Source organism: Sphingobacterium micropteri, from assembly GCF_014692515.1.
GTDB classification, from domain to species: Bacteria; Bacteroidota; Bacteroidia; order Sphingobacteriales; family Sphingobacteriaceae; genus Sphingobacterium; species Sphingobacterium micropteri.
Window position 1 is genome coordinate 241,540 of the sequence record NZ_JACOIK010000003.1, and the last position, 22,759, is coordinate 264,298.

The window sequence follows — 22,759 nt, forward strand, 5'->3', positions numbered from 1 at the left end:
GGGTCAAACTGTTGTTGTTGATGTCGTTTAGTCCTATTGGACAAAAATGGGATCAAGTGTATAAGACCAAGAAATTTGTGATGAGATAAACGGCCTCCTTTGTTGATATATGGTAGCGGTTAGGAATTAATTATCGAGAATATAGTTGAAACGACGATCTTCCAGATTATGAATTGGAAAGATTGTTTTTTTTAAGCATTTTTAAGAAATCAGTAGGGGTCATAACGGCAATGGAAGAATTTTTATAATCCTTTATGTTACGGGTAATAATGGTATCTAAGCCTTCAATAGTTAGTGCTGAAGAATATTGAATCGAGTCTTCATAATCTGAAAAATTATTTTTCAATGCCTGCAAAATTTCTTGCTTGGTTGTTCCGACGATTTCCGTCATTTCCGTTAATGTTTCCACTACTTCAATAGTTTTTTTATGCCCTAAGAACCGCCTTACAATATAGTAGATGTTATTTATGCTAATAGCTGAGACATATAGGACGAGAACTCCTTTTTCGTTAAGTTCAAAAAGCTCACTAGCCGGATTTGCATAAGGTTCTCGATCCGTAAAAAAATCAATGACGACATCAGAATCGATGAATAATTTAAACACCATATTTTTTAGCTAACTCTTCGGTTAAAATTTGCTTATAGTCTATATTTTTATCGGTTTTTATTATTCCCCGAAGTTTCTGGACTTTAGGGGAAAGTTGTTTTGTTTTTATGTTTCTTCTGTCTACAGTTATCAATTTGAAATAGTTCTCCACCATTTCTGAAAGACTTTGTCCTTTGTCTTTCGCATATTCTTTAGCTGTCTCGATAACTTCTTTTTCGAGTGTTAACGTTAATTTCGTATTCATGATTTCCTCCTTTTAACAAAAGTACGTGTTTGTTTCGTTATGTACAACACGTGTATTGGCTGTAATGTGCCGTTTTTGTCACTTTTCCCTATCCTTCTTTCGCGATTTGTTTCTGATACTCCGAAGGTGTCATCCCAAACTCGGCTTTGAAGCAGGTGGAGAAATAGCGTGGATCTGAAAATCCTGTCGCAAAAGCAACTTCACTAACCGAAATGGACTTGTCTTTGTCCATCATTTGGCAGGCGTGCTTGAGCCGGATATTTTTGATAAACTCACTTGGCGATAAATCCAGCAGTGCTTTGGTCTTCCGATACAAGGTAGATTTCGATAAACCTAATTCGTGACTAAGCGCAACCACATCAAATTGATCGTTGGTTAAGTGTTCTTCCACCACCGCAATCATTTTTTCCAAGAACTGCTCATCCTGTGGCGTATAATCTAGCGAAGAGATATTAATCTGTGGATTCGTTTTGAAATCTTCCTGCTTGGTGCGCTTGTGGATTAAGAAACTGTGTATACGCGCTTCCAATACTTTCAAGTCAAAAGGCTTACTGATGTAACTGTCAGCACCTGCCTGATAACATTCAATCCGGTCGTCGATACTGTTTTTAGCAGTCAGTAAGATAACCGGGATATGGTTTATTTCCGAATCTTGTTTTATCCGACGACAAAGCGTTAGTCCGTCCATAACTGGCATCATGATATCACTGACAACGATATCTATTTCCTCTTCTTTCAAAATGGCCAAGGCATCTTCACCCTGTCGGGCAATATAAACCTGATAAGTTCTTGATAACAGACTTCTTACGGTTTGAAGCAGATCTTCATTGTCTTCGACCAATAATATCCGGACGTCACTTTTACCTTCTTCTTGTTCAGCAAGCGTCTGCGGTAGCTCGTTCGCTTCCGTCATTAGATTGTCCGAATCGATAAAGCTATCGTGCAGTTCACGGAGTTCCTCGGCGGTATAGATCTCTTTTTCAACTGGAATTCGGATGGTAAATGTCGATCCTTTATCCACGATACTATCTACCTCGATGATCCCGTGATGCAGCTCCACCAGTTCCTTGGTCAAGGCCAGCCCGATTCCGTTAGTCTCCTGTTGTCTAGCCAACCTGTTGTTGTAAAACGGGATGAATATCTTGTCGAGTTCGCTCGGAGCAATCCCCATCCCGGTGTCTTGCACGCTAACGTTCAAATGTATAGTGCCGTTGAGGCGCTCCGTATGAAAGGAGAGTTGTATGCGTCCACCATCTGCCGTGTATTTGAATGCATTGGAAAGTAAATTGAAGATAATCTTATCGAGTTTGTCGGCATCTACATAGCCTTCAGGTAGGCAGTCGCCTTGAATAACTTCAAACGCCATGTTTTTCCGTTTTGCCAACGGACTGAAATAGATGGTGCAGATATTACGGATAAAAGTAATCAGATTTTCCCGACCAACACGTAGTGCCATTTGTTGATTCTCCACCCGTTTGAAATCCAAAATCTGTTGTAAAAGCCGTTTTAGCCGATCAAGGTTAAAACGCATTTTATCAAATTGTGTCAGGTTCTTTTTGGTAATCATCTGCACGTCATCGATCAGGCAGGAGATAATGGTAAGCGGTGTTAATAGCTCGTGGGAGATATTTGTAAAATAGCTTAGCTTGGTTTGAACCAGTTTATGGGCATTATCTTTTTCGATTTGCGCAATCCGGAGATCGCTTCGCAATTGGAGACGATTGGTATAGAACCGAATGGCGACATATGCCATGCCCAAGGCACATAAAGTATACAAGAGGTAGGCCAAATTACTTTCATAAAAAGCCGGCTTCTTTCGGATGTGTAAACGGGTGACTTCCGAACTCCACTGATTGTCTAGATCTGTCGCTTTGATCAGGAAGGTATATTCTCCCTTGCCTAAATTGTTATAGGTTGCGAATAAGCGTTCTCGCGGAGCATATACCCAGTCTTTGTCTACACCCTCCAGTTTGTAAGCATATCGTAGTTTGTTCGGATGTGTATATTCTAATGAAGAAAACAGAATTTCCAAACTTTGGTCTTCTGGATCCAATACCAGTGATTTCCCTTGAAAATCGAATTTGTTATGAAGAGAATAGAGGAGGGCAGATTGGTTATTGATTTTAACGTCGGAAATGACAACAGGTGATTGGTGGCTAGGTGCAAAGGGGGATTCCCAGAATTGGACAATACCATTATTCCCCCCAAAGTAAACTTTTTTATCTTTCTTATCAACGGCGTACGCTCCCTTTGTAAACATGTTGACCGGAACCCCATCACTGGCGCTGTATTCAAAAATGCGTTTATCTGTAGGAAATAGTTTATAAACGTTTCTCGTTGTAGAAACCCACACGGTACTATCCAGACAGACTACGTGTAGAATCTGGTTCGATGAAAACAGTTGCGTGTTGGCATATTCTTCAATCTCTCCACGCTCCGTATGAAAAGAAAGTAGCCTGTTGTCTTTGGTGCCTATCCATAAGTATCCCCGATTATCCACATCCATCGTTTCGATCTGATCGCTGCGTAGTCCAGCTGTTTGTTGTCCGATTCGTTTCGTTGGCTTCCAGGAGAGCTGGCTATCTATTTGATAAATGCCGTGATCCTTTGTTGCAATCCATATTTTTCCCTGATGGTCCTCGGCGATCGCGACAATGTCGCCGTCAATATCCGCTACCCGATAAAACTGTTCCTCTCCCTGTTTTTTGTATACCACGCCACGGGTGGTGCCAACCCACAGATTTTTCTTGCTATCGGGAAAGAGCTGACGCGGGATGCCTATATCGTCGGCATACTGGGATAAGTTGACACTTCGGTGTAGTGAAATATCATTACCTCGCTTATGAAAAACGTGTATTATGGTCTCATATGCCGCGCCTACCCATAGTTCGTCTGCCAATTCTAACGCGCAATTAACCGCACGTAAGGATATTAAATCTTTAAAGCGGAGGTTGCTATATGTCTCTAATTCGTCTTTTTGAGGCGTATATTTTCCAAGGCCGATACGCTCTAGGTTAAACCATAATTGATTCTCGCGGTCTCGATATAGCATATTGATGTTCGGAGAAATATGATACCGTTGTTGTACCTGTGGTAAGGTGAAACTACACATAACCGGCCTGTCGAAGCTGATGGTTGAAACGCCTTCTCCGTTAATCGCAAGCCATAGGTTACCCGAAAGATCGGCATAGATATCTTGAAAAAAATTAGACGTATGTTGAAAAAGATCGGACAGGTCTACCTCTTCGATATCACCACCGTCGGTATAGCGATAGGTGGAAATACCCGAAAAAGATAGCACCCAGATATATTTTTTGATATGGTCTTGTACGATGTTATACACCAACCCTTCTTTTCCAACGCCTCTTCTTTTATTTTTGATGATGATTTCCCGGTACATGTTTTCCGGATCATCCGGATTAAAAAGAAAAAGACCATCCCCCCAAGTGCTGACCCAATATTGTCCTCGATCGTCCTGTGCAATTTTAAAAGGACTGTTTGACTGACCTATCGCCGGAAAAGCTTTAAATGTGTTTGTCTTCGTATCGAGTTTGTGAAGACCTGCTGCCCATATACCCGTCCATATTTCGCCATCTCGATCTTGAAAGATGGTATTCACTGTACCCGGAGGGATGAATTTTTTTGTATCGGATCCCTGCTCAAATTTGTCGTGTAAGCGTAAATCCTTGTTATATACATAAATCCCATTATCGGCTCCAAACCATACCCTCGATTGTTTGTCTACCATAATCGCGGCAACCCTACGGTCTTTAAGTTGTTCGTCCGGAAAGCGGGTCATGCGGTATGTTCTCTTGTCTAATATAAACACGCCGCTTTCGGTACCCAATAAAATATTTCTGTCTATCTCGTTGATGGCCAGTATATTTTGATTCCTTAGGGTATTCCCATTTTCATCGGCTAGTTTAAAGGTCAAGAGATTAAAAGCATCAAAGCGGCTAAGGCCGTTGGCTGTCGCAAACCAAATATAACCTTCGTGATCTTGAAACGTTCTATTGACGGTCAATGAGGGGAGTTCCTGCGCAATTTTTACAGGTGTAATCCCCATCTGTTGCGCCAAGGAAGAGCTTATCTCACTAATAACGACAAGAAAAAAAGAAAAACAATATGCAAATGCTTTGATCACTATTTATGTCTATATAATTGGCTAAGTTACTAAGAAGTTAGGAAGTTAAAGAGTTAGAAAGGTCTAACCTCCTCTAACTTTCTAACCTATTCTAACTTTTATTTCCCTTTAACCACGCGTATCTCCAATATCTTATGACTGGTTGCACCATCATCGGTCGAAATTTTTACCTGCAAAGGGCTGCTTTCGTTCAATGTCTCAGGAATCGGAATAACAGCTGTTTTCACTTCGCCCAATGCATTCGCGTCTGCCTGTAGCTTCTCTATTTCCTGATCGTGGATGAAGATGGTTGTTTTCCGATTTTCTTCTTCCAGATATCTGATGTACAGTTGTACATTTTCTTTTGGATTTGTTTTGATCGTATAGCTAAACCAACCTTTTGCTTCCCGCCAACGTACATCCTCGATGCTTCCTGCTTGCGTATTTTCTTCCTTGATGAAGTGATCCGATTCAGGCTGTTGTTCCCCACTCACGACCCGATCAATCGTGATGTCGGCTAGGCGTAAGGATTCTTTTTCTTCCCGTTCTGTTTTCTCTTGCAGGGCGGCAAGCTCCTCAGCGGTAGCCTGTGGCCAGTAAATGATATACCGGCTGTCATGTGTTTGATAAAATGGCTGGAGCTCCATGCTGTGCTGTTCCGTTCCACTGTACAATCCTGTTAGCGTAAAGTGTAGCGGTATATTTTCTACCGGCTGTACCAAGTTCGGAATGTTTTCTGGCACTGTCGTTAGGATTGGCATAGTCCGCAAAGGAATCTGTCTGCCATGGGCAACATGACCCATTCGGCTATCATCTGCAAAGAGGCCATCCATATCTTCCGTCCCCGTTTTGGCTGCCAATACAAGCGGTCCATACAAGAGACTGTAGTAATTTGAGCGATCGGGCAGTTGCTCGGTATAGATTCCCATCGGAAGCTCGACGGATATCCGATCGCCTGCTGCCCATGTACGGTCCATCGTGATCCATCCGTCTTTGGCAGAAGAGGCTTGAAACGGTTTGCCATTCAGTAAGATTGTTGGTTCACCCGTTACCCAGCTGGGTTTACGTATATGTAGTGCAAAATTCGTTTTAGATTTAGGATAGACCGTAAATTGTGTCTTGTTCTCTTCGGGGAAATTATTTTCTTGGATGAACTCGACGTTTTTCTCCTGCCAGTCCAGTTTGGAAGGAATAAATAGGTTCACAAACAGGTTGTCATCCTGATGCGCATAGATCATCTCGCCATACTTTGCATGATTTTCAATGCCAGATCCCACACAACACCACATACTGGTATGCGGTTGGGAGTACACCCGGTAGTGTCCGGGGCGCATCTGCGTAAAATAAACCAGTCCACCAGTCTCGGGATGTTGCGTAGAGAGGATGTGGTTGTATAGCGCACGCTCGTAGTAATCGAGATATTTGCCTTTTGGATCGGTTTGATGCAGCATACGTGTCAGGCGCAACATATTATAGGTGTTACAGGTCTCCGGACCTTCGATGCTTTGCAGCATTTTGGAAAAGTCGTCTACGGGATTAAAATGTTCGCTGACACTATTCCCTCCAATAGACACCGAACGCCGTTCGATGACATTTTCCCAAAAATACCGAGCTGCGTCTGCCCATTGCTCATCATGGGCAATATCAGCAATACGTTTGAAACCCAATACTTTTGGTATTTGCGTGTTGGCATGTTTACCGGTCAGGTGATCTTCTTGATCCAATAGCGGTTGCAATACCGCACGTTGACTAAATTGACGGGCGAGGGTCAGATATTTTGGATTTTGCGTAATTGCCGCCACATCAGCGAACGTTTCATTGAGTCCGCCATGTTCACTACGTAGCATATCCTGTATCTGCTCATCGCTCAACTGGTCTATCAGCGCGATTGCCCAATCGGTCAGCTTGATCAGCATCTCCTTGGCAGTCTCATCACGCGTCATTAAATAAGCGTCACGGAGACCAGCGTATGTTTTATGGATGTTATACAGGGGAACCCATCTACCATTTAGACTAAATCCGCCGGTTTTAATCTCGCCTCGTCTAACCTCATCCCAAAGCTCTTTCCCTTCCGGAACACCGCCAATATAGCCATCGCTATTGGCATCTTGACAGCGTTTGAGACCCGCAAGCATGTAGTCTAAGCGTTCTTTGATACGAGCGTCACCTGTGGATGCATACATATAGGATAAGGCGGAGACATAATGACCACCTATATGTCCGTCCAAACCGGTGTTTTCCCAATTCGTATAGCTTTTCCGGAGAGGAGGTAGGTTTGATTCGCGTAGAAAGGGCGCTAGTAGCCGGTCAGCGTCCAGTTCCAACAGGTAATTCAGGTCGAGCTCTTCGGCATGTTTGAATGGTCCGGAAAGTAATCGGACATCATTCAGTGAGAAATAGTCCAGTTGTTTTTGTGTCTGTGCCTGTAGTGTTGTTCCTATTGCGGTGGATAGGAAACATATACGGATCAATTTTTTTAACTTCATAAGCGTAATGAAAAATATTTATAACGTCGGAATAACCGGTTTGATGCTGCCATCTTCGTTAAATTCCATTTTATCGATACACACCTCGCGGTGATAACCGGCCGCATCGCCCATTTTGATGCCATTCGGACGACTGAAACGGTGGTAAACGATGTACCATTCATCTTTGCCCGGAATCTGCAAAACAGAATTATGTCCAGGACCATAAATACCCAGTTCGGGGTTTTTAGTCAGAATTAGGTTATTTTCCGGAACTTCGATCGGACCGGTAGGAGATTTGGATGTGCCGTATCGCACACGGTAATTTTCGCTGCGCGTATCGTCTTCTGACCATAAGAAATAGTACGTTCCGTTACGATAAAATACGTAGAAGCCTTCGCGGAATGTTTCGTCGGGTGTAATGACTTTTGTGGTGTTTTCTTTAAGGGAGACCATATCATCATTCAATTCCGCAACTGCTCCGTAGCCATTCCCCCAATAGAGATAATACTTCCCACTTACCGGATCTTGAAAAACATCGGGGTCAATTTCCTGACCGCCACGTACACCCTCCGGCTTTGTCGCCACAAGTGGTTTGCCAGAATCGGTAAATGGCCCGGTAGGGTGATCGGCAACGGCAACACCAACTTTTTGTGCTGCGGTGAAATAGTAATAATATTTGTATTTGTTTTTACCGACTTTCTTCTCGATGATGGCTGGAGCCCAAGCATTGCGGTTGCCCCAAGGTACTTGGGTTTTGAGATCGAGCATGGTTCCTTCTTCTTGCCAGTCTACCAGGTTGTCGGACGAAAAAACTTTAAAATAATCGCCTGACCATCCCGTATATCCATCACTGGTAGGGTAGAGGTAATATTTACCCGTTTTTTCAGCATAAAGGATTTCGGGATCCGCATGATAACCCTCCAATACGGGGTTGTTTTGTTGCACCGCCTGAAAGTTCGCCGGTTTACCGTAGGTCGCCAACAGGTGCTGGTATTCTTTCCGGGTAATAGGGATCACGCTTCCGTGTCGTGGATGAAAATCCATACTAATCTGTTGGTCGATGACGTGGAATTCATCCAGATCATAGCTTTCGCAGAATTGATACGTACCTTTCATATAGACATCATACATCAGAATATATTTATCGCTATTCGTCAGTTTGAAAATACTCGATCCTTCTACGGCCTCCGTCGTTTGTTGTTTATATCCTGGCTGCTCAATCCAAACACCCGAAGTCAAGTCGTCTGTCATCGCCTTTTTTAGGCCATTACCATGTCCTTCTGTTTTATAGAAAAGGTGATAGATGCCATTTTTGTAGATAATATCCCCGTCAATACAAGGTTTTTTGTCTTTCGGTATAAAAAGCGGTTTAGGTGCCTCTTCTAAATCTGTAAAATCCGCGTTGGCATATGCGTAATAAATGATATCTGGGCCATCGCCATGCTGCATGGACCAGTATACCATATATTTTTGCGCTTTCTCATCGAATACCGTTTGCGGCGCCCAGACGCGTTTTAGATTTTCCTGATTCGGATACTTTTGTTGTATATTGATGATATGTGATGTCCAATCCGTTAGGTTCTCCGATTTTAATAAAATCAGTGCCCGGTTGGAATCCCATCCTTTGGAAGAGGTCATATCGGTCAATACCATATAAAAAGATTTGTTATCATGACGACGGAGAATATGAGGGTCACGAACCCCTCCGGTAGAACTGATGTCTTTAGCATTCAATACGGGTTTGTTGCCGTTTAACGCTACATAATTGAAACCGTCGTTGCTAATGGCGTAATGTACCTGTTCTTCTTCTACGGCATTTCCTGTAAAATAGGGGAATAGATAGCCTACGAAATCTTTCTCTACGGGCTTGCCAGGCTGTGCATGTGTCAAAAATGTGCCGCATAGGAACAAACAGAATGTAATCAAATTTTTATTCATGGGTGTCTAACATATATAATTTACAATCGAATAAGGTTTACCTCGGTGCATCTGTTTATATAATACACGTGGAGGCTAGCTGAGCCTGTACATTTATATTTGTGGTTTTAAAAATAAAAAATGTCTTCGTGATTTTAAATGTTTTTTTTACATTTATTTATAGAAACTCCTGCTTGCTTATGCAAAGCTAGCCGGTAAATGTATTTATGAAGTGGGTTTTTGGGGTCAAAGAGGTTTAAATACGGTTCAAAAAAAGAAGAATGCGCGGCGTGAGCTGAATTTAGGAGGTAAATAGTTTTTATTTGAACATGGCTTTGATGAACGATAGATATCTTTGTTACGTACGGGTGTACAAAAGTTTAATCTAGAAATTTTAACCAAAGAAGAAATGCGTGTAAACCTTATCATTTGTTTTTTATTACTGTATTCCTCAGCTTCATTTAGTCAGCGGCTGAACAAGGAGGATGTGATGTCGAAGTTAAACCTGGTCAATAACTACTGGCAGGAAAATAACAAACCGACTGTTTGGTCCTTTTGGGATATCGCTGCATACCATACGGGAAATATGGAACTCTATAAATTGACCCAAAATGAAACATATCGGGCTTATTCGGAAGCTTGGGCCGAACATAATGCCTGGAAAGGAGCAAAGTCTGGTAACAAAACGGAGTGGAAATATTCGTATGGTGAAAAAGATGACTATGTTCTCTTTGGTGATTGGCAGATCTGTTTCCAGACCTATATCGATCTGTATAATCTGGATCCTCAACCACATAAGGTTGCTCGGGCTAAAGAGGTTATGGAATACCAGATGAGTACCCCTAATAACGATTATTGGTGGTGGGCAGATGGCCTGTATATGGTTATGCCGGTGATGACGAAGTTATCTAAGCTAACCGGTAATGAACGGTATCTCGATAAAATGTATGTTTATTTGCAATATGCAGATAGTATCATGTATGATGAACAAGAGTCTTTGTATTATCGGGATGCTAAATATGTCTATCCGAAGCATAAATCTGAAAATGGAAAAAAAGACTTTTGGGCGCGTGGAGACGGATGGGTATTTGCGGGGTTGGCGAAAGTGTTACAGGATTTACCAACGGATCATCGGCACTACGATTATTATGTACAACGTTATCAGGATATGGCAAAGGCGATTGCTACATCTCAACAGAAAGAAGGCTATTGGACACGCAGTATGTTGGATCCACAGCATGCACCCGGACCGGAAGCCAGTGGTACGGCATTCTTTACTTATGGTTTTCTTTGGGGGATAAATAATGGCTTTTTATCGGAAAAAGACTATCTCCGCATCGCACAATCAGGCTGGAAATTTTTGAGTGAAACATCCCTGCAAGCTGATGGACGTGTGGGCTATGTACAGCCTATTGGTGAAAAAGCGATACCGGGTCAGGTAGTCGATTCCAATTCGACGGCGAGTTTTGGTGTCGGCGCTTTTTTATTGGCGGGTTCGGAAATGTACCGGTATTTAGACAAGTAAAAGCACATGTATATAATCAGAAAAATATGGATCACGATAGTAGTCGGTATATTTTTTATGCCGATTGCTGTTCTGGCGCAGCCTCAAGACGCCCGTGTGATGGACGTTGGGTTGGGCTGGGCTAAAAATACAGTGAACACCGCGGTATTTAGAAAAAACTCCTTAGTCAGCAATGACCATGTTCAATTTATATCCTATTATGACGGGGAGGGTTTCCTGACGTTAGGAAAACGACAGTTGGATAGCACGAGCTGGACCGTAAAACAAACGCCGTATAGCGGTCATGCGGCGGATGCGCATAATGTCATCAGCATGATGGTTGATGGTGACGGTTATCTGCATGTTGCTTGGGATCACCACAATGGGCGTTTGCGATACGCGAAGAGTATCGAGCCGGAGGGATTGCAGTTGGGAGAAGAGGAGATTATGGTGGGATCGGAAGAAAGTCGGGTGACGTATCCTGAGTTTTTTGCGTTACCCAATGGTGATCTTCTTTTTTTCTATCGGGATGGCGGCTCTGGAGCAGGCAACTTGATTATCAACAAATACGAATTCGCACAGAAAAAATGGACACGTCTGCATACCAATTTGATCAGCGGAGAGGGACAACGGAATGCCTACTGGCAGGCTTATGTGGATCAAAAAGGAACGATTCATGTTTCGTGGGTATGGCGAGAATCACCCGATGTAGCGAGCAATCACGATATGGCGTATGCTTGTTCCAAAGACGGCGGACTGACGTGGCAAAGGACGGATGGTACATTGTATAGTTTGCCCATTACGGCAGAGAATGCAGAGTATGCGGCATGGATCCCCCAACAAAGTGAATTGATTAACCAAACGGCGATGACGGCGGATGAAGATGGAAATCCGTTTATTGCGACTTATTGGCGATCCGCGGATACCCAAGTTCCACAATATAAAATCATCTATTTGGCGAACGGCAAATGGCAGGTAAAGTCATTGGATTTTCGGAAAACCGCTTTCTCTTTAAGCGGACACGGAACCAAAGAAATACCGATTTCAAGGCCTCAGCTGTTAGTTACAGGGAAAGGAGATAAAACATCACTTCTATTGCTCTTTCGGGATCAGGAACGCGGTAGTAAAGCTTCGGTGTTGAAACTGAACGATGTCCGCGAAGATAATTTTGAAATAATAGACCTGTCATCCGGTTCAGTGGGGGCTTGGGAACCGACATATGATACCGAATTATGGCGAAATAAAAAACATTTAGCTTTGTACGTACAGCAAACGGATCAAAAAGATGGAGAAGGTCTGCTTGATGTCGAGCCGACAACAATACGAGTTATCGAGTGGCGGCCTAACTTCAGAAAGAAATAAAATTATTCTTATATGAACTTGAAATTTATGTATGGCGCTTTATGCGTATTCTTTCTATCCACTGCACAAGCGCAGGAAATGAAGATGCTTAGTCCGGATGGTCAGCTTTCGGTACAATTGGAAGCAGACCAGGGACGGTTATATTATTCCGTTATGTTGGATGGGCAGGAAATGCTCGAAAAATCACCGTTAGGTCTGCAGACGCATTTAGGGGATCTTTCTAGCGGACTACGCTTGGTTGATCAGCAGGCCCGCCAAATAGACGAACGTTACGAAGAACCGAAGATTAAAAAGAAATCGGTGCATTATCAGGCAAATGAGCATAGCTTTACATTCGAGAATAATGATAAGCTAAAACTCGAACTCATTTTTCAGGTCAGCAACAACAACGTAGCGTTTCGTTATGGTATACCACAAAGCGGAGAACCCGCAAATGCGATTATCCATAAGGAGCTAAGTGGTTTTGATTTTCCGGATGTTACGACGACATTTTTGACACCACAGGCCACACCGATGATCGGTTGGATGAAAACGAAGCCCAGTTATGAAGAGGAATATGTACCGGATGAGCCTATGGGTACACCATCTAAATATGGTGTAGGGTATACCTTCCCGGCATTATTTCACGTAGGAGACCGCGGATGGGTGTTGGTGTCGGAAACCGGTGTGGGTAGCCTTTATTGTGGGGCGAAATTGAGCGAAGGTACAGCAGATGGGCTTTACCAGATTTCTTTTCCGGAAGAAGGAGAAAATAATGGACTGGGAAGTACGCAGCCTGCGTTGAATTTGCCGGGTTACACACCTTGGCGTACATTGACGGTTGGGAAAGACCTAAAACCTATTGTGGAAACGACTATTGCTTTTGATGTGGTAAAACCACTTTATGAACCCACTCAAGATTATCAATTTGGACGTTCTACCTGGAGCTGGCTATTGTGGCAGGATAACAGTATCAATTTTGAAGATCAGCAGAAATTTATCGATCTCTCTGCCAATATGGGCTGGGAATTTGCGTTGGTAGACAACTGGTGGGATACAAAAATTGGTCACGACAAAGTGGAGGAATTAGTCGCTTATGGAAAAGAAAAAAATGTCGGGATCTGTCTGTGGTATAATTCCAATGGTTTTTGGAATGACGCGCCACAAGGACCTAAAAACCGCATGAATACGTCGGTAGCACGGAAAAAAGAGATGGCATGGATGCAGCGTATAGGCGTTAAAGGAATCAAGGTAGATTTCTTTGGTGGCGATAAGCAGGAAACGATGCAGCTATATGAGGATATCTTGTCGGATGCAAATGATCACGGTTTAGTCGTTATTTTTCATGGTTGTACGTTACCGAGAGGATGGGAACGGATGTATCCCAATTTTGTAGGAAGTGAAGCGGTATTGGCGTCGGAAAATTTAATATTTACCCAGCATGCGAACGACACAGAAGCGTATAACGCAACCTTGCACCCGTTTATCCGGAATGCAGTGGGTTCGATGGATTTCGGGCCGGTATTGCTGAACAAACGCCATAACCGCGAGAACAATGGTGGGACTATCCGCAAAACGAGTGAAACCTTTCAATTGGCAACGGCAATCTTGTTCCAAACACCGGTACAAAACTTTGGTGTTACACCAAATAACCTATCGGAATACCCCAATTTTGTGATTGATTTCATGAAAGAAGTGCCCACCACATGGGATGAGACGGTGTTCCTTGACGGATATCCCGGCAAGTACGTTGTTTTGGCACGTCGACACGGCGATACTTGGTATATCGCTGGAATAAATGCGGAAACAGAAGCTAAAAATCTATCCGTTTCTTTACCGATGCTTTCCGAAGGGCAAGCCGTATTGTATTCGGATGATCATCAATTGAATCCGAAACAAGATCAAGTCAAGGTTGTGAAAGACAAACAGGTTAAACTGACTTTGCAACCCAATGGTGCCGCTATTGTTGTCGGAAAATAGCATGAAGTAGAGGCGCAGCCACTGCGTGTCTACTTCATTTTTCTTCTGATGAAAACTTTCACTACTTCATTGGCCAATAATGGTATAATGCTCAATCCAAAAACAGCAAGCCACTCCTGTATTCCCACGGCCTGTAATTTAAAAGCCGCCGTCATAAACGGTACGTAGAGCACGATCAACTGCAACAATAGACCGATGACTACGGCGCCGAACAGGGATCGGTTCGAGAAGAATCCCACCCGGAAGATAGATTTGTATGCATGACGGAAAGAGAATGAATAGAATAACTGACAGCCAATGATGGTTAGGAAGGCCAACGTGCGCGCATATTCGTGAATGTTTTCGGGAATATTATCGGCAAAAGGAGAGTATCCTTTTGCGTGATAGCCACCAGCAAAAGCAACGATTGTCAGAAGACCAATAAGGATACCGGCTAAGATGATGCGTCTTCCGGCTCCGTGAGAGAAGAAATTGTCATTTAATGGTCTTGGCTTTTCTTTCATCACATCTTTGTCACCCGGATCCATACCTAAAGCTACCGCAGGTAGTGTATCCGTTAATAAGTTAATCCAGAGCAGCTGTGTCGCAATGAGCGGTATAGGTAAACCTACGCCAATTGCTACCAACATGGTAATGACTTCACCAACGTTACAGGCGAGTAAGAAGACAACGGACTTTTTGATGTTGTTGTAAATATTCCGCCCTTGTTCGATGGCGACGATGATGGTCGAAAAATTGTCGTCTGCTAAAATCATGTCGGAAGCATTTTTGGCTACATCTGTGCCTTCTATTCCCATAGCCACGCCAATGTCTGCGGCATGAAGCGAAGGTGCATCGTTTACACCGTCCCCGGTCATCGAAACAATATTGCCTTTTGCCCGGAAAGCTTTTACAATATTTACTTTATGTTCAGGAGAGACTCTAGCAAATACTTTGTATTCGCCAATATGTGACTCCAATTCTTCTTGCGGCATATTATCAATCGTCGCTCCGGTTGTTGCCTCCGAGCGTTCAGAAGCGATGCCCAATTTCTTAGCGATTGCCAAGGCCGTGTTTTTATGATCTCCCGTGATCATAATCGTACTGATCCCGGCTTCTTTGGCTGTTGCGATCGAATCGCTAACCTCTTCGCGAGGAGGGTCTATCATACCCACGACGCCAATCATCACTAAGTTTTTTTCGAAATCTTGACGATCAATTTGTTTTTCCAGCGGTTTGTAGGCGACGGCTAATGTACGTAAAGCTTTATCCGACATGGCATCGGCGGCATGGGTAAGGATGGTTTTATGCGTATCCGTAAGGGGGATAATTTCACCATCTTCTACAACATGTTTGCATTTCAAAATAAGACTGTCTATTGCACCTTTTGCATAAAGCATGAATTTATCTTCCTGTTGATGGAGGGTCGACATCATTTTGCGTTTGGAATCAAAAGCTTGCTCGTCTATTCTTGGTTGTGATGACCATAAATCTTTTCTGTCGATTTTTAAATTGTCCGCTAGCTGCAGCAGTGCAATTTCGGTAGGGTCGCCCGTGCTGTCTCCGTTTTCCAAAGTAGCATCGGAAGCCAATACCATGGCCGAAGAAAGCAAATGGGCTTCTGAGGATAGGTTGGTCGTATCATCAACCTTTTGTGTTTTGTCTGTAAAGGTGAAGAACTCTTGAACGGTCATTTTGTTTTGTGTCAGTGTTCCCGTTTTATCTGAACAAACGACGTTTACAGAGCCTAATGTTTCGACGGCAGGAAGCCTTTTGATTATGGCATTCTGCTTGGCCATTTTCGTTACCCCGATGGAGAGTACGACAGCAACAATCGCCGCTAATCCCTCTGGAATAGCAGCAACGGCTAAGGAAACGGATGTCAGAAACATTTCGGTAAGATCTCTTCCTTGAAAGAAGGATAGGATAAAGATGAATACACAGATAGCTACAGCAGCTTTACCCAGTGTTTTTCCAAGTTGGTCCAAACGAATTTCGAGTGGCGTCTTGGTTTCGTCATCTTGGCTAAGTATACCTGCTATTTTTCCAATTTCGGAATCTGCACCTGTACCCGTTACTACCCCAATACCTCGCCCGTAGGTAACCAAGGTAGACATATAGGCTGTATTGTCACGGTCGCCGAGTGGTATATAGTCTTCCGAAAATACAGCGAACGCATCTTTTTCTACCGCTACCGATTCACCGGTCAACGCGGATTCGTCAATTTGCAGGTTTACGCTTTCAACGAGGCGTAAATCAGCGGGGATATAACGACCGGCATCCAAAATAACGATATCACCCGGCACGATGTCTGCCGAAACTATTTCTTTAACCTGACTATCCCGTTTTACCAATGCTTTTGGTGACGCCATCTTTCGCAGGGCCTCGATTGCATTTCCAGCTCTTATTTCCTGGATAACGCCCAATGTCGCATTAATAAGAATAACGATCAGGATAATAATACCGTCAAGATACTCCCCCATGAACATGGTAATAACTACTGCTGCAAACAATACATAAATCAATGCATCTTGTAGCTGTGCCATAAACAGTTGAAAGATCGATTTACGATGTTGTGTTTTTAATTGATTGGGACCATAAGTGGATAATCGCTGTTGAGCTTCGTCTTCTGATAAGCCCGATGAAATGTTGGTCTGTAGCGTCTCGATAGATTCATCGATGGATTGTGCATGAAATAGGGTTATATTCTCTTTTGTCGTATCGGTATTCGTCATCGTATCAGATTAAAAATTAACGTTCAATAAAGATATGGATTAGTCGTTGTGAAAAATGTGATTTTGGTCATTTTGAAGTGTTTATGTATAGAAATTAACGTAAAAACAGCATATTTGTTTATCATCTAATCGAGATTTATGACTTTTTCAGCCGTTATCACTTTTTTATTTGGATTAATAATTATCACCGTGGGCGCCGAAATCTTACTGAAAGGTGCATCTAAAATCGCGACGTTACTAAATATTCGTCCGATCGTCATTGGGCTTACTGTGGTCTCTATCGGAACCAGTTTGCCGGAACTGGCGGTAGGTCTAACTGCTATCGGGGAAGGTGCAGGGGATATTGCCATTGGTAATATTGCCGGAACGAATTTGGTGAACATCTTGTTTATTCTTGGACTAAGTGCAGCTATTCGCCCTTTACCATTGAATTTAAGAAGTATTAAAACGGAGATGTTTACGATGATTATTGCAGCCGTATTGTTACTGGTGTTGTCATTAGATGGTGAGCTTAGTACCTGGGATGGCCTGATTATGTTGTTTTTGGGAAGTGTCTATTTAATCATCATCGTGCGGACAAGTAGGCAAGAACCTTTTTATGTACAAAAGGAATTTCAGGAGGAATATGAAACGCCTCCACTGTATGAGAAGAAAGATAAGAAGGTCTGGGTTTGGAATTTTATGTTGTTGTTTTGCGGAATCGTGGCGACCATCTACGGAGCAGAAAAGTTAGTTGATGGGGCGGTCGAGATGGCGAAACATTTCGGTATGAGCGATGCGGTCATTGGATTGACCATTATTGCCATAGGTACGTCTGCACCAGAGCTCGCAACGACGATCGTTGCCACCTTTAATGGAGAGCGAGACGTAGCTGTTGGAAATTTACTGGGAAGCAGCGTCATCAATATTTTTATCATCTTGGGCATCACCAGTATCTTTACACCGGGAAGTATTGGGGTATCCCCGGATATTCTTTGGTTTGATTTGCCGTTAGCGGCATTGGTTGCTATAGTCTGTTATCCCGTATTTAAATCCGATCAGATGGTGTCGAGAAAAGAAGGGGTTACTTTTGTATCGTTGTATCTTGCTTATCTTGTATTTTTATTGATGTATAGGGTGTGATTTTTGTATATTTGTAGTTTTTACAACGAAAAGTTTATGGATGAATCTGTGCAAAAGATAGGCATCGTAGGAAGTGGAAGTTGGGCAACGGCCATGATCAAGATGCTTGGCGATAATGCAGAAGAGAAAGATATTTTATGGTGGGTTAGAAAAGAAGAAGATTTGGCATATATCCGATCTTATGGACATAACCCCAGTTATTTGAGTGCTGTAAAGGTTTCTGTAAAACCGGATAATTTGTTTTCGGATGCAAAATCCGTTATTCAACAATCAGATATTGTTGTATTAAACACGCCGTCAGCTTATGTAAAAGAGGCATTAAAGGCGGTAAAAGCGGAGGATTTTTCAAATAAGATTGTTGTATCCGCTATCAAAGGTATTATTCCAAATGATAACCTTATTGTGGGTGATTACCTAACCGAAACTTATCACGTTCCGTTAGAAAATATAGTCGTTATTGGGGGACCTTGCCATGCGGAAGAGGTATCTTCCGAAAAGCTATCTTATTTAACTTTAGCGGGGAAAGACGAACGGACTGTAGAGCGTGTTGCAACACTTATACGCGGGCGGTATATTAATACTGTCCTCTCCGATGATGTTTTTGGCGTAGAATACGGAGCTGTACTTAAAAATATATATGCATTGGCTGCAGGGATATGTCATGGGCTGGGCCTAGGAGACAATTTCATTGCCGTACTGATTTCAAACGCGATCCGGGAAATGGAAACCTGCCTATTGGCAATAGATCCGGAGACTGACCGAGATATTAAGACATCAGCGTATCTTGGTGATCTTCTCGTAACAGCCTATTCACAATTCAGCAGAAACCGTACTTTCGGTCACATGATAGGAAAGGGCTACACGGTGCAATCCGCACAATTGGAAATGAATATGGTCGCTGAGGGCTATTATGCTTCTGCATGTATTCAAAATATTATCCAGCGCTATCAATTGGATATGCCCATCTGCCATATGGTGTATGAAATCTTATATCACCGCCAGCCGGCGAATGTGGAAGTCAAAAAACTAGTAGAAAAATTAACGTAAATGAGTTTAACAAAAGAACAGATAGCGGAAACCTATAAATCCATTCAGGATGAAATTACCATCGGTTTGGAAGCTTTAGACGGAAAATCCACTTTTGTAGAAGAATTATGGCAACGGGAGGGAGGTGGCGGTGGTCGCACGCGTATTATACAGCATGGTAATATATTGGAAAAAGGAGGTGTTAATTTTTCTGCTGTCCATGGAAAACTCCCAGATCCTATCAAGAAATCCTTCCAAGTTGAAGAAGAAGACTTTTTTGCCACGGGTGTGTCTATTGTTATCCACCCCAATAACCCATGGGTGCCCATAATCCACATGAATATACGTTACTTTGAACTAGGTGAAAATATTCGCTGGTTTGGAGGGGGGATTGATCTTACACCGCATTATGTGGTAGAAGAGGATGCTCGTTTTTTCCATCACATGCTGAAAAATGTATGTGACAAGCATCAAGCGACTTTTTATCCGGAATTTAAGACCTGGGCCGATAATTACTTTTATATTAAACATCGGCAAGAAACACGGGGGATAGGCGGTGTCTTCTACGATAAGCTAACACCTGAAAAAACAGGGCTGACCGATGAACAGCTTTTTAAATTCTCCTGTGATCTGGGCCGAACTTTCGTACCGACTTACACGGAATTGGTGAACCGTAACAGACATCGTAAATTCTCCCCACAGGAGAAAGAATGGCAATTGTTACGTAGAGGCCGTTATGTAGAATTTAACTTGGTGTATGACGCCGGAACCCGTTTCGGATTAGAAACGAATGGGCGTATAGAGTCCATATTGATGAGTTTACCGGCACAGGCCAATTGGGCGTATGATTTTAAACCGGAAGCTGGCTCGGAAGAGGAAAGAACATTGTCTTTATTAAAAAAGGGTATAGATTGGACAGTCTAACCTATAATAGTTTTTTATGATTAATTATCAGCGTTTTACACTTGATAATGGCTTGTGTGTATTGGTACACGAAGACCATACCACAGCGATGGCCTGTGTGAATATAGTATATGATGTGGGAGCACGAGACGAATCTCCGGATAAAACCGGCTTCGCCCATCTTTTCGAGCATCTGATGTTTGGCGGTTCTGTCAACATTCCAAACTATGATACACCTCTGCAGGAAGTTGGTGGAGAAAATAATGCTTTTACAAGCAATGACATTACCAATTATTATATTACGCTTCCGTCTGCTAATCTGGAAACAGCATTTTGGTTAGAAAGTGATCGGATGTTGAGTCTGGCTTTTAGCGAGCAAAGTCTGGACGTGCAGCGAAATGTAGTAAGTGAAGAATTTAAACAACGTTACCTTAATCAACCATATGGCGATGTCTGGCTGCGTTTACGGCCACTTGCTTACAAAGAACATCCCTATCGCTGGGCAACAATCGGTAAGGAACTTCGCCATATTGAGGAGGCAACTATGGCAGATGTGAAAGCATTTTTCTTTAAGCATTATGTACCGAGCAATGCCATTATGGTGGTCGCTGGAGACGTAACATTTAATCAAGTAAAAGCATTAGCCGAAAAATGGTTTGCCGATATCCCCATGCGACCTAAGCCCGTACGGAAATTGCCTGCAGAACCCAAGCAATTAGCTCCGAGACGAGAGGAAGTACATGCGGATGTACCGGTAAATAGCATTTACATTGCTTTTCATGGTCCAGGGCGTACGCATCCGGATTATCCGATAATGGATTTGTTGTCGGATATACTCTCGCGTGGAAGTTCTTCGAGACTCTATAGGGCGTTGGTGAAAGACCAGCCCCTGTTCAGCGAGGTGAACGCTTATGTGTGTGGTTCTATTGACCCGAATCTTATAGTTGTGGAAGGGAAACCGTTACCGCATGTAGACATAGCAGAGGCAGAGACATTGTTGTGGAACCAACTCGATATATTGAAAACCGAACTGATGAACGATGCGGAATTGCAGAAGGTGAAGAACAAAATTGAATCAACAATGGTATTTGCAGAGCTTTCTATTTTGGATAAAGCCATGAACTTGGCTTTTTTTGAAGTGCTGGGAAATGCAGATTGGTATAATCAAGAAGTAGATCGATACCTTGCCATAACACCGTCTGCTATTCAACGGATGGCGCAAGAAATTTTTATTCCAGAAAATTCGTCCACCCTTATTTATTATGCTAAAAAACAACAACATGCTGAATAGAGTTATAGCACCATTACGTCATGACATAAAGGATATTACTCTTGTTCAACCAGACGAGGTGGTTTTTGATAATGGATTACGCGTTTTTGTTTTCAATGCACCCACACAAGAGTTGGTAAAAGCTGAATTTATTTTTCAGAATATATTCGACGGTTCAGAAAATTCTCTTCTACATACCTGTGCTTGCCACATGTTAAAAGAAGGTACGGAAACACGGACGAGTGCACAAATCGCAGCGGAAATCGATTTTTATGGTGCTTATCTTATGCCGGAATATAGTTTCGATCAAACGGCATTAACACTTTATTCCTTGAATAAACATCTAAGTGCGGTTTTACCTGTTGTACACGATATATTGAATGATGCTATTTTCCCTGAAGTAGAGTTGGAAACCTACATCCGTAACAACAAGCAGACCCTACAAATTTCCTTGCAAAAGAATGATTATGTGGCACGCCGACTTTTCTTCAAAAACCTGTTTGGAGAAAGTAGATATGGGCAGGTTCCGACGGAAGAAGCTTATGAAAAGTTGAACCGAGATGATTTGATTGCGTTATATCAGAAGCAGGTACAACCGCAAAATTGTACGTTGATTTTATCGGGGAATATTACCGATAAAGTATTAGCTGAAATACGCGAGCTATTTGGGATACGATGGCAGAACAACGGAGGAGCAAGCCGTATCGTGGCACCGGAATTTCCGGCTTTTGTTCCCGCCACGGTATGGGAAGAGCGTGCAGAAGCGCTGCAATCCGCTATACGGTTAGGTATGCCTGCCATTAATCGTACACATCCCGATTTTCCAGCAATACAGTTTGTGAATACACTTCTTGGTGGTTATTTTGGTTCCCGTTTGATGCGGAACATCCGTGAAGAGAAAGGATTTACCTATAGTATTGGATCTGCCTTTGCGAGTTTACTGCATACGGGATTCTTCACTATTGCTACCGAGGTTGGTGTAGATAGTACGCAGGCTACACTGTTGGAAATAGAAAAAGAGTTTCGTGTCTTACGCGAGACAGAGGTTTCCGAGGAGGAGATAGCCTTAGTGAGGAATTATATGTTGGGCTCTATCTTAGGTTCTATCGAATCTGTTTTTTCACATGCCGATAAGTTTAAAGCAGTATATTTTTATGGACTCGACTTATCCTATTATACACGTTATAATGAAATCATCCGCAACATGACTGCTGCGGATGTGCAACGCATAGCGAATATGTATTTTGATTATGATAATTTGCTAAAGATAGTCGTAGGAAAGTCTTTTTAACAACTTTTTTCTTCTTTTTATATTTTTTGTCGCTCAAGCCGCGACTGGCTTTTCCTTTTTTTTCCGCAAAAAAAGGAAACAAAAAAACTCCCCGCTGAAAAATTTTGAAGGGATGGATAGTGCAAAGAGGATGTTTCTACAGATTTCAAAATTTTTGAGGCGGGATTGGTAGTTTAAGAAGGGGTGGTACAATTGCATGAACCCTCCCTTAACATTAAAATGCCGCATCCGAATGTTTTACAACTGTAC

Annotated in this window: 14 protein-coding genes; 8 read left to right on the plus strand and 6 right to left on the minus strand. The window is 42.7% G+C overall.

Going from position 1 to position 22,759, the window contains the following annotated elements; translation table 11 throughout:
* Positions 1-166: 166 nt before the first annotated feature.
* The 5 genes from H8B06_RS05140 to H8B06_RS05160 all read right to left on the minus strand — a co-directional run bounded on the left by H8B06_RS05140 (position 167) and on the right by H8B06_RS05160 (position 9,380).
* On the minus strand, positions 167-607 hold the full coding sequence (locus H8B06_RS05140) for a type II toxin-antitoxin system VapC family toxin (RefSeq protein WP_190993231.1): 441 nt from the start codon (positions 605-607) through the stop codon (positions 167-169).
* Positions 597-851, minus strand: coding sequence for a DUF6364 family protein (locus tag H8B06_RS05145; RefSeq protein WP_190993232.1), 255 nt, complete (start codon positions 849-851; stop codon positions 597-599). The genes H8B06_RS05140 and H8B06_RS05145 overlap by 11 nt, the downstream gene beginning before the upstream one ends.
* An 88-nt stretch (positions 852-939) precedes the next feature.
* Entirely contained in the window at positions 940-4,995 is a 4,056-nt protein-coding gene (locus tag H8B06_RS20895) for a hybrid sensor histidine kinase/response regulator transcription factor (protein WP_190993233.1), read from the minus strand.
* 98 nt (positions 4,996-5,093) lie between these two features.
* Positions 5,094-7,460: a glycoside hydrolase family 127 protein gene (locus tag H8B06_RS05155; RefSeq protein ID WP_190993234.1), complete on the minus strand. Its 2,367-nt coding sequence runs from the start codon at positions 7,458-7,460 to the stop codon at positions 5,094-5,096.
* Between the two features lie 18 nt (positions 7,461-7,478).
* Positions 7,479-9,380, minus strand: coding sequence for a family 43 glycosylhydrolase (locus H8B06_RS05160; protein WP_190993235.1), 1,902 nt, complete (start codon positions 9,378-9,380; stop codon positions 7,479-7,481).
* Positions 9,381-9,849: 469 nt separating this feature from the next.
* On the opposite strand from H8B06_RS05160, the gene H8B06_RS05165 reads away from it, so the two are divergent.
* The 3 genes from H8B06_RS05165 to H8B06_RS05175 are packed head-to-tail and all read left to right on the plus strand — an operon-like array spanning position 9,850 to position 14,184.
* Entirely contained in the window at positions 9,850-10,884 is a 1,035-nt protein-coding gene (locus H8B06_RS05165) for a glycoside hydrolase family 88/105 protein (protein ID WP_223857487.1), read from the plus strand.
* A gap of 6 nt (positions 10,885-10,890) precedes the next feature.
* Positions 10,891-12,225: a BNR repeat-containing protein gene (locus H8B06_RS05170; RefSeq protein WP_190993237.1), complete on the plus strand. Its 1,335-nt coding sequence runs from the start codon at positions 10,891-10,893 to the stop codon at positions 12,223-12,225.
* 12 nt (positions 12,226-12,237) lie between these two features.
* Positions 12,238-14,184 carry a glycoside hydrolase family 97 protein gene (locus tag H8B06_RS05175; protein WP_223857488.1) on the plus strand — a complete coding sequence of 649 codons (1,947 nt, stop codon included), beginning with the start codon at positions 12,238-12,240 and terminating at the stop codon, positions 14,182-14,184.
* A 29-nt stretch (positions 14,185-14,213) separates the two neighbouring features.
* Here the strand turns inward: H8B06_RS05175 and H8B06_RS05180 are convergent, their stop codons facing one another.
* Positions 14,214-16,898 carry a cation-translocating P-type ATPase gene (locus H8B06_RS05180; protein WP_223857489.1) on the minus strand — a complete coding sequence of 895 codons (2,685 nt, stop codon included), beginning with the start codon at positions 16,896-16,898 and terminating at the stop codon, positions 14,214-14,216.
* Between the two features lie 138 nt (positions 16,899-17,036).
* Between H8B06_RS05180 and H8B06_RS05185 the strand changes: the two genes are divergently transcribed.
* Genes H8B06_RS05185 through H8B06_RS05205 form a run of 5 tightly spaced genes read left to right on the plus strand, consistent with a single transcriptional unit; the run spans position 17,037 to position 22,510 of the window.
* Positions 17,037-18,020, plus strand: coding sequence for a calcium/sodium antiporter (locus H8B06_RS05185; RefSeq protein WP_190993238.1), 984 nt, complete (start codon positions 17,037-17,039; stop codon positions 18,018-18,020).
* A gap of 36 nt (positions 18,021-18,056) precedes the next feature.
* Positions 18,057-19,067 (plus strand): NAD(P)H-dependent glycerol-3-phosphate dehydrogenase, encoded by a 1,011-nt coding sequence (locus H8B06_RS05190; protein ID WP_190993239.1) that lies wholly within the window; start codon positions 18,057-18,059, stop codon positions 19,065-19,067.
* Positions 19,068-19,970 (plus strand): oxygen-dependent coproporphyrinogen oxidase, encoded by a 903-nt coding sequence (hemF, locus tag H8B06_RS05195; protein ID WP_190993240.1) that lies wholly within the window; start codon positions 19,068-19,070, stop codon positions 19,968-19,970.
* A gap of 16 nt (positions 19,971-19,986) precedes the next feature.
* Entirely contained in the window at positions 19,987-21,240 is a 1,254-nt protein-coding gene (locus H8B06_RS05200; protein WP_190993241.1) for a M16 family metallopeptidase, read from the plus strand.
* On the plus strand, positions 21,230-22,510 hold the full coding sequence (locus H8B06_RS05205) for a M16 family metallopeptidase (protein WP_190993242.1): 1,281 nt from the start codon (positions 21,230-21,232) through the stop codon (positions 22,508-22,510). Before H8B06_RS05200 ends, H8B06_RS05205 begins: the two co-directional genes overlap by 11 nt.
* The last annotated feature ends 249 nt before the right edge of the window (positions 22,511-22,759 follow it).

What these genes read in the sequence shown, in the direction of transcription:
- H8B06_RS05140 (WP_190993231.1), bottom strand. Translation starts at nt 607, where the DNA reads ATGGTGTTTAAATTATTCATCGATTCTGATGTCGTCATTGATTTTTTT.
- H8B06_RS05145 (WP_190993232.1), bottom strand. Translation starts at nt 851, where the DNA reads ATGAATACGAAATTAACGTTAACACTCGAAAAAGAAGTTATCGAGACA.
- H8B06_RS05155 (WP_190993234.1), bottom strand. Translation starts at nt 7,460, where the DNA reads ATGAAGTTAAAAAAATTGATCCGTATATGTTTCCTATCCACCGCAATA.
- H8B06_RS05160 (WP_190993235.1), bottom strand. Translation starts at nt 9,380, where the DNA reads ATGAATAAAAATTTGATTACATTCTGTTTGTTCCTATGCGGCACATTT.
- H8B06_RS05165 (WP_223857487.1), top strand. Translation starts at nt 9,850, where the DNA reads ATGTCGAAGTTAAACCTGGTCAATAACTACTGGCAGGAAAATAACAAA.
- H8B06_RS05170 (WP_190993237.1), top strand. Translation starts at nt 10,891, where the DNA reads ATGTATATAATCAGAAAAATATGGATCACGATAGTAGTCGGTATATTT.
- H8B06_RS05175 (WP_223857488.1), top strand. Translation starts at nt 12,238, where the DNA reads ATGAACTTGAAATTTATGTATGGCGCTTTATGCGTATTCTTTCTATCC.
- H8B06_RS05180 (WP_223857489.1), bottom strand. Translation starts at nt 16,898, where the DNA reads ATGACGAATACCGATACGACAAAAGAGAATATAACCCTATTTCATGCA.
- H8B06_RS05185 (WP_190993238.1), top strand. Translation starts at nt 17,037, where the DNA reads ATGACTTTTTCAGCCGTTATCACTTTTTTATTTGGATTAATAATTATC.
- H8B06_RS05190 (WP_190993239.1), top strand. Translation starts at nt 18,057, where the DNA reads ATGGATGAATCTGTGCAAAAGATAGGCATCGTAGGAAGTGGAAGTTGG.
- hemF (WP_190993240.1), top strand. Translation starts at nt 19,068, where the DNA reads ATGAGTTTAACAAAAGAACAGATAGCGGAAACCTATAAATCCATTCAG.
- H8B06_RS05200 (WP_190993241.1), top strand. Translation starts at nt 19,987, where the DNA reads ATGATTAATTATCAGCGTTTTACACTTGATAATGGCTTGTGTGTATTG.
- H8B06_RS05205 (WP_190993242.1), top strand. Translation starts at nt 21,230, where the DNA reads ATGCTGAATAGAGTTATAGCACCATTACGTCATGACATAAAGGATATT.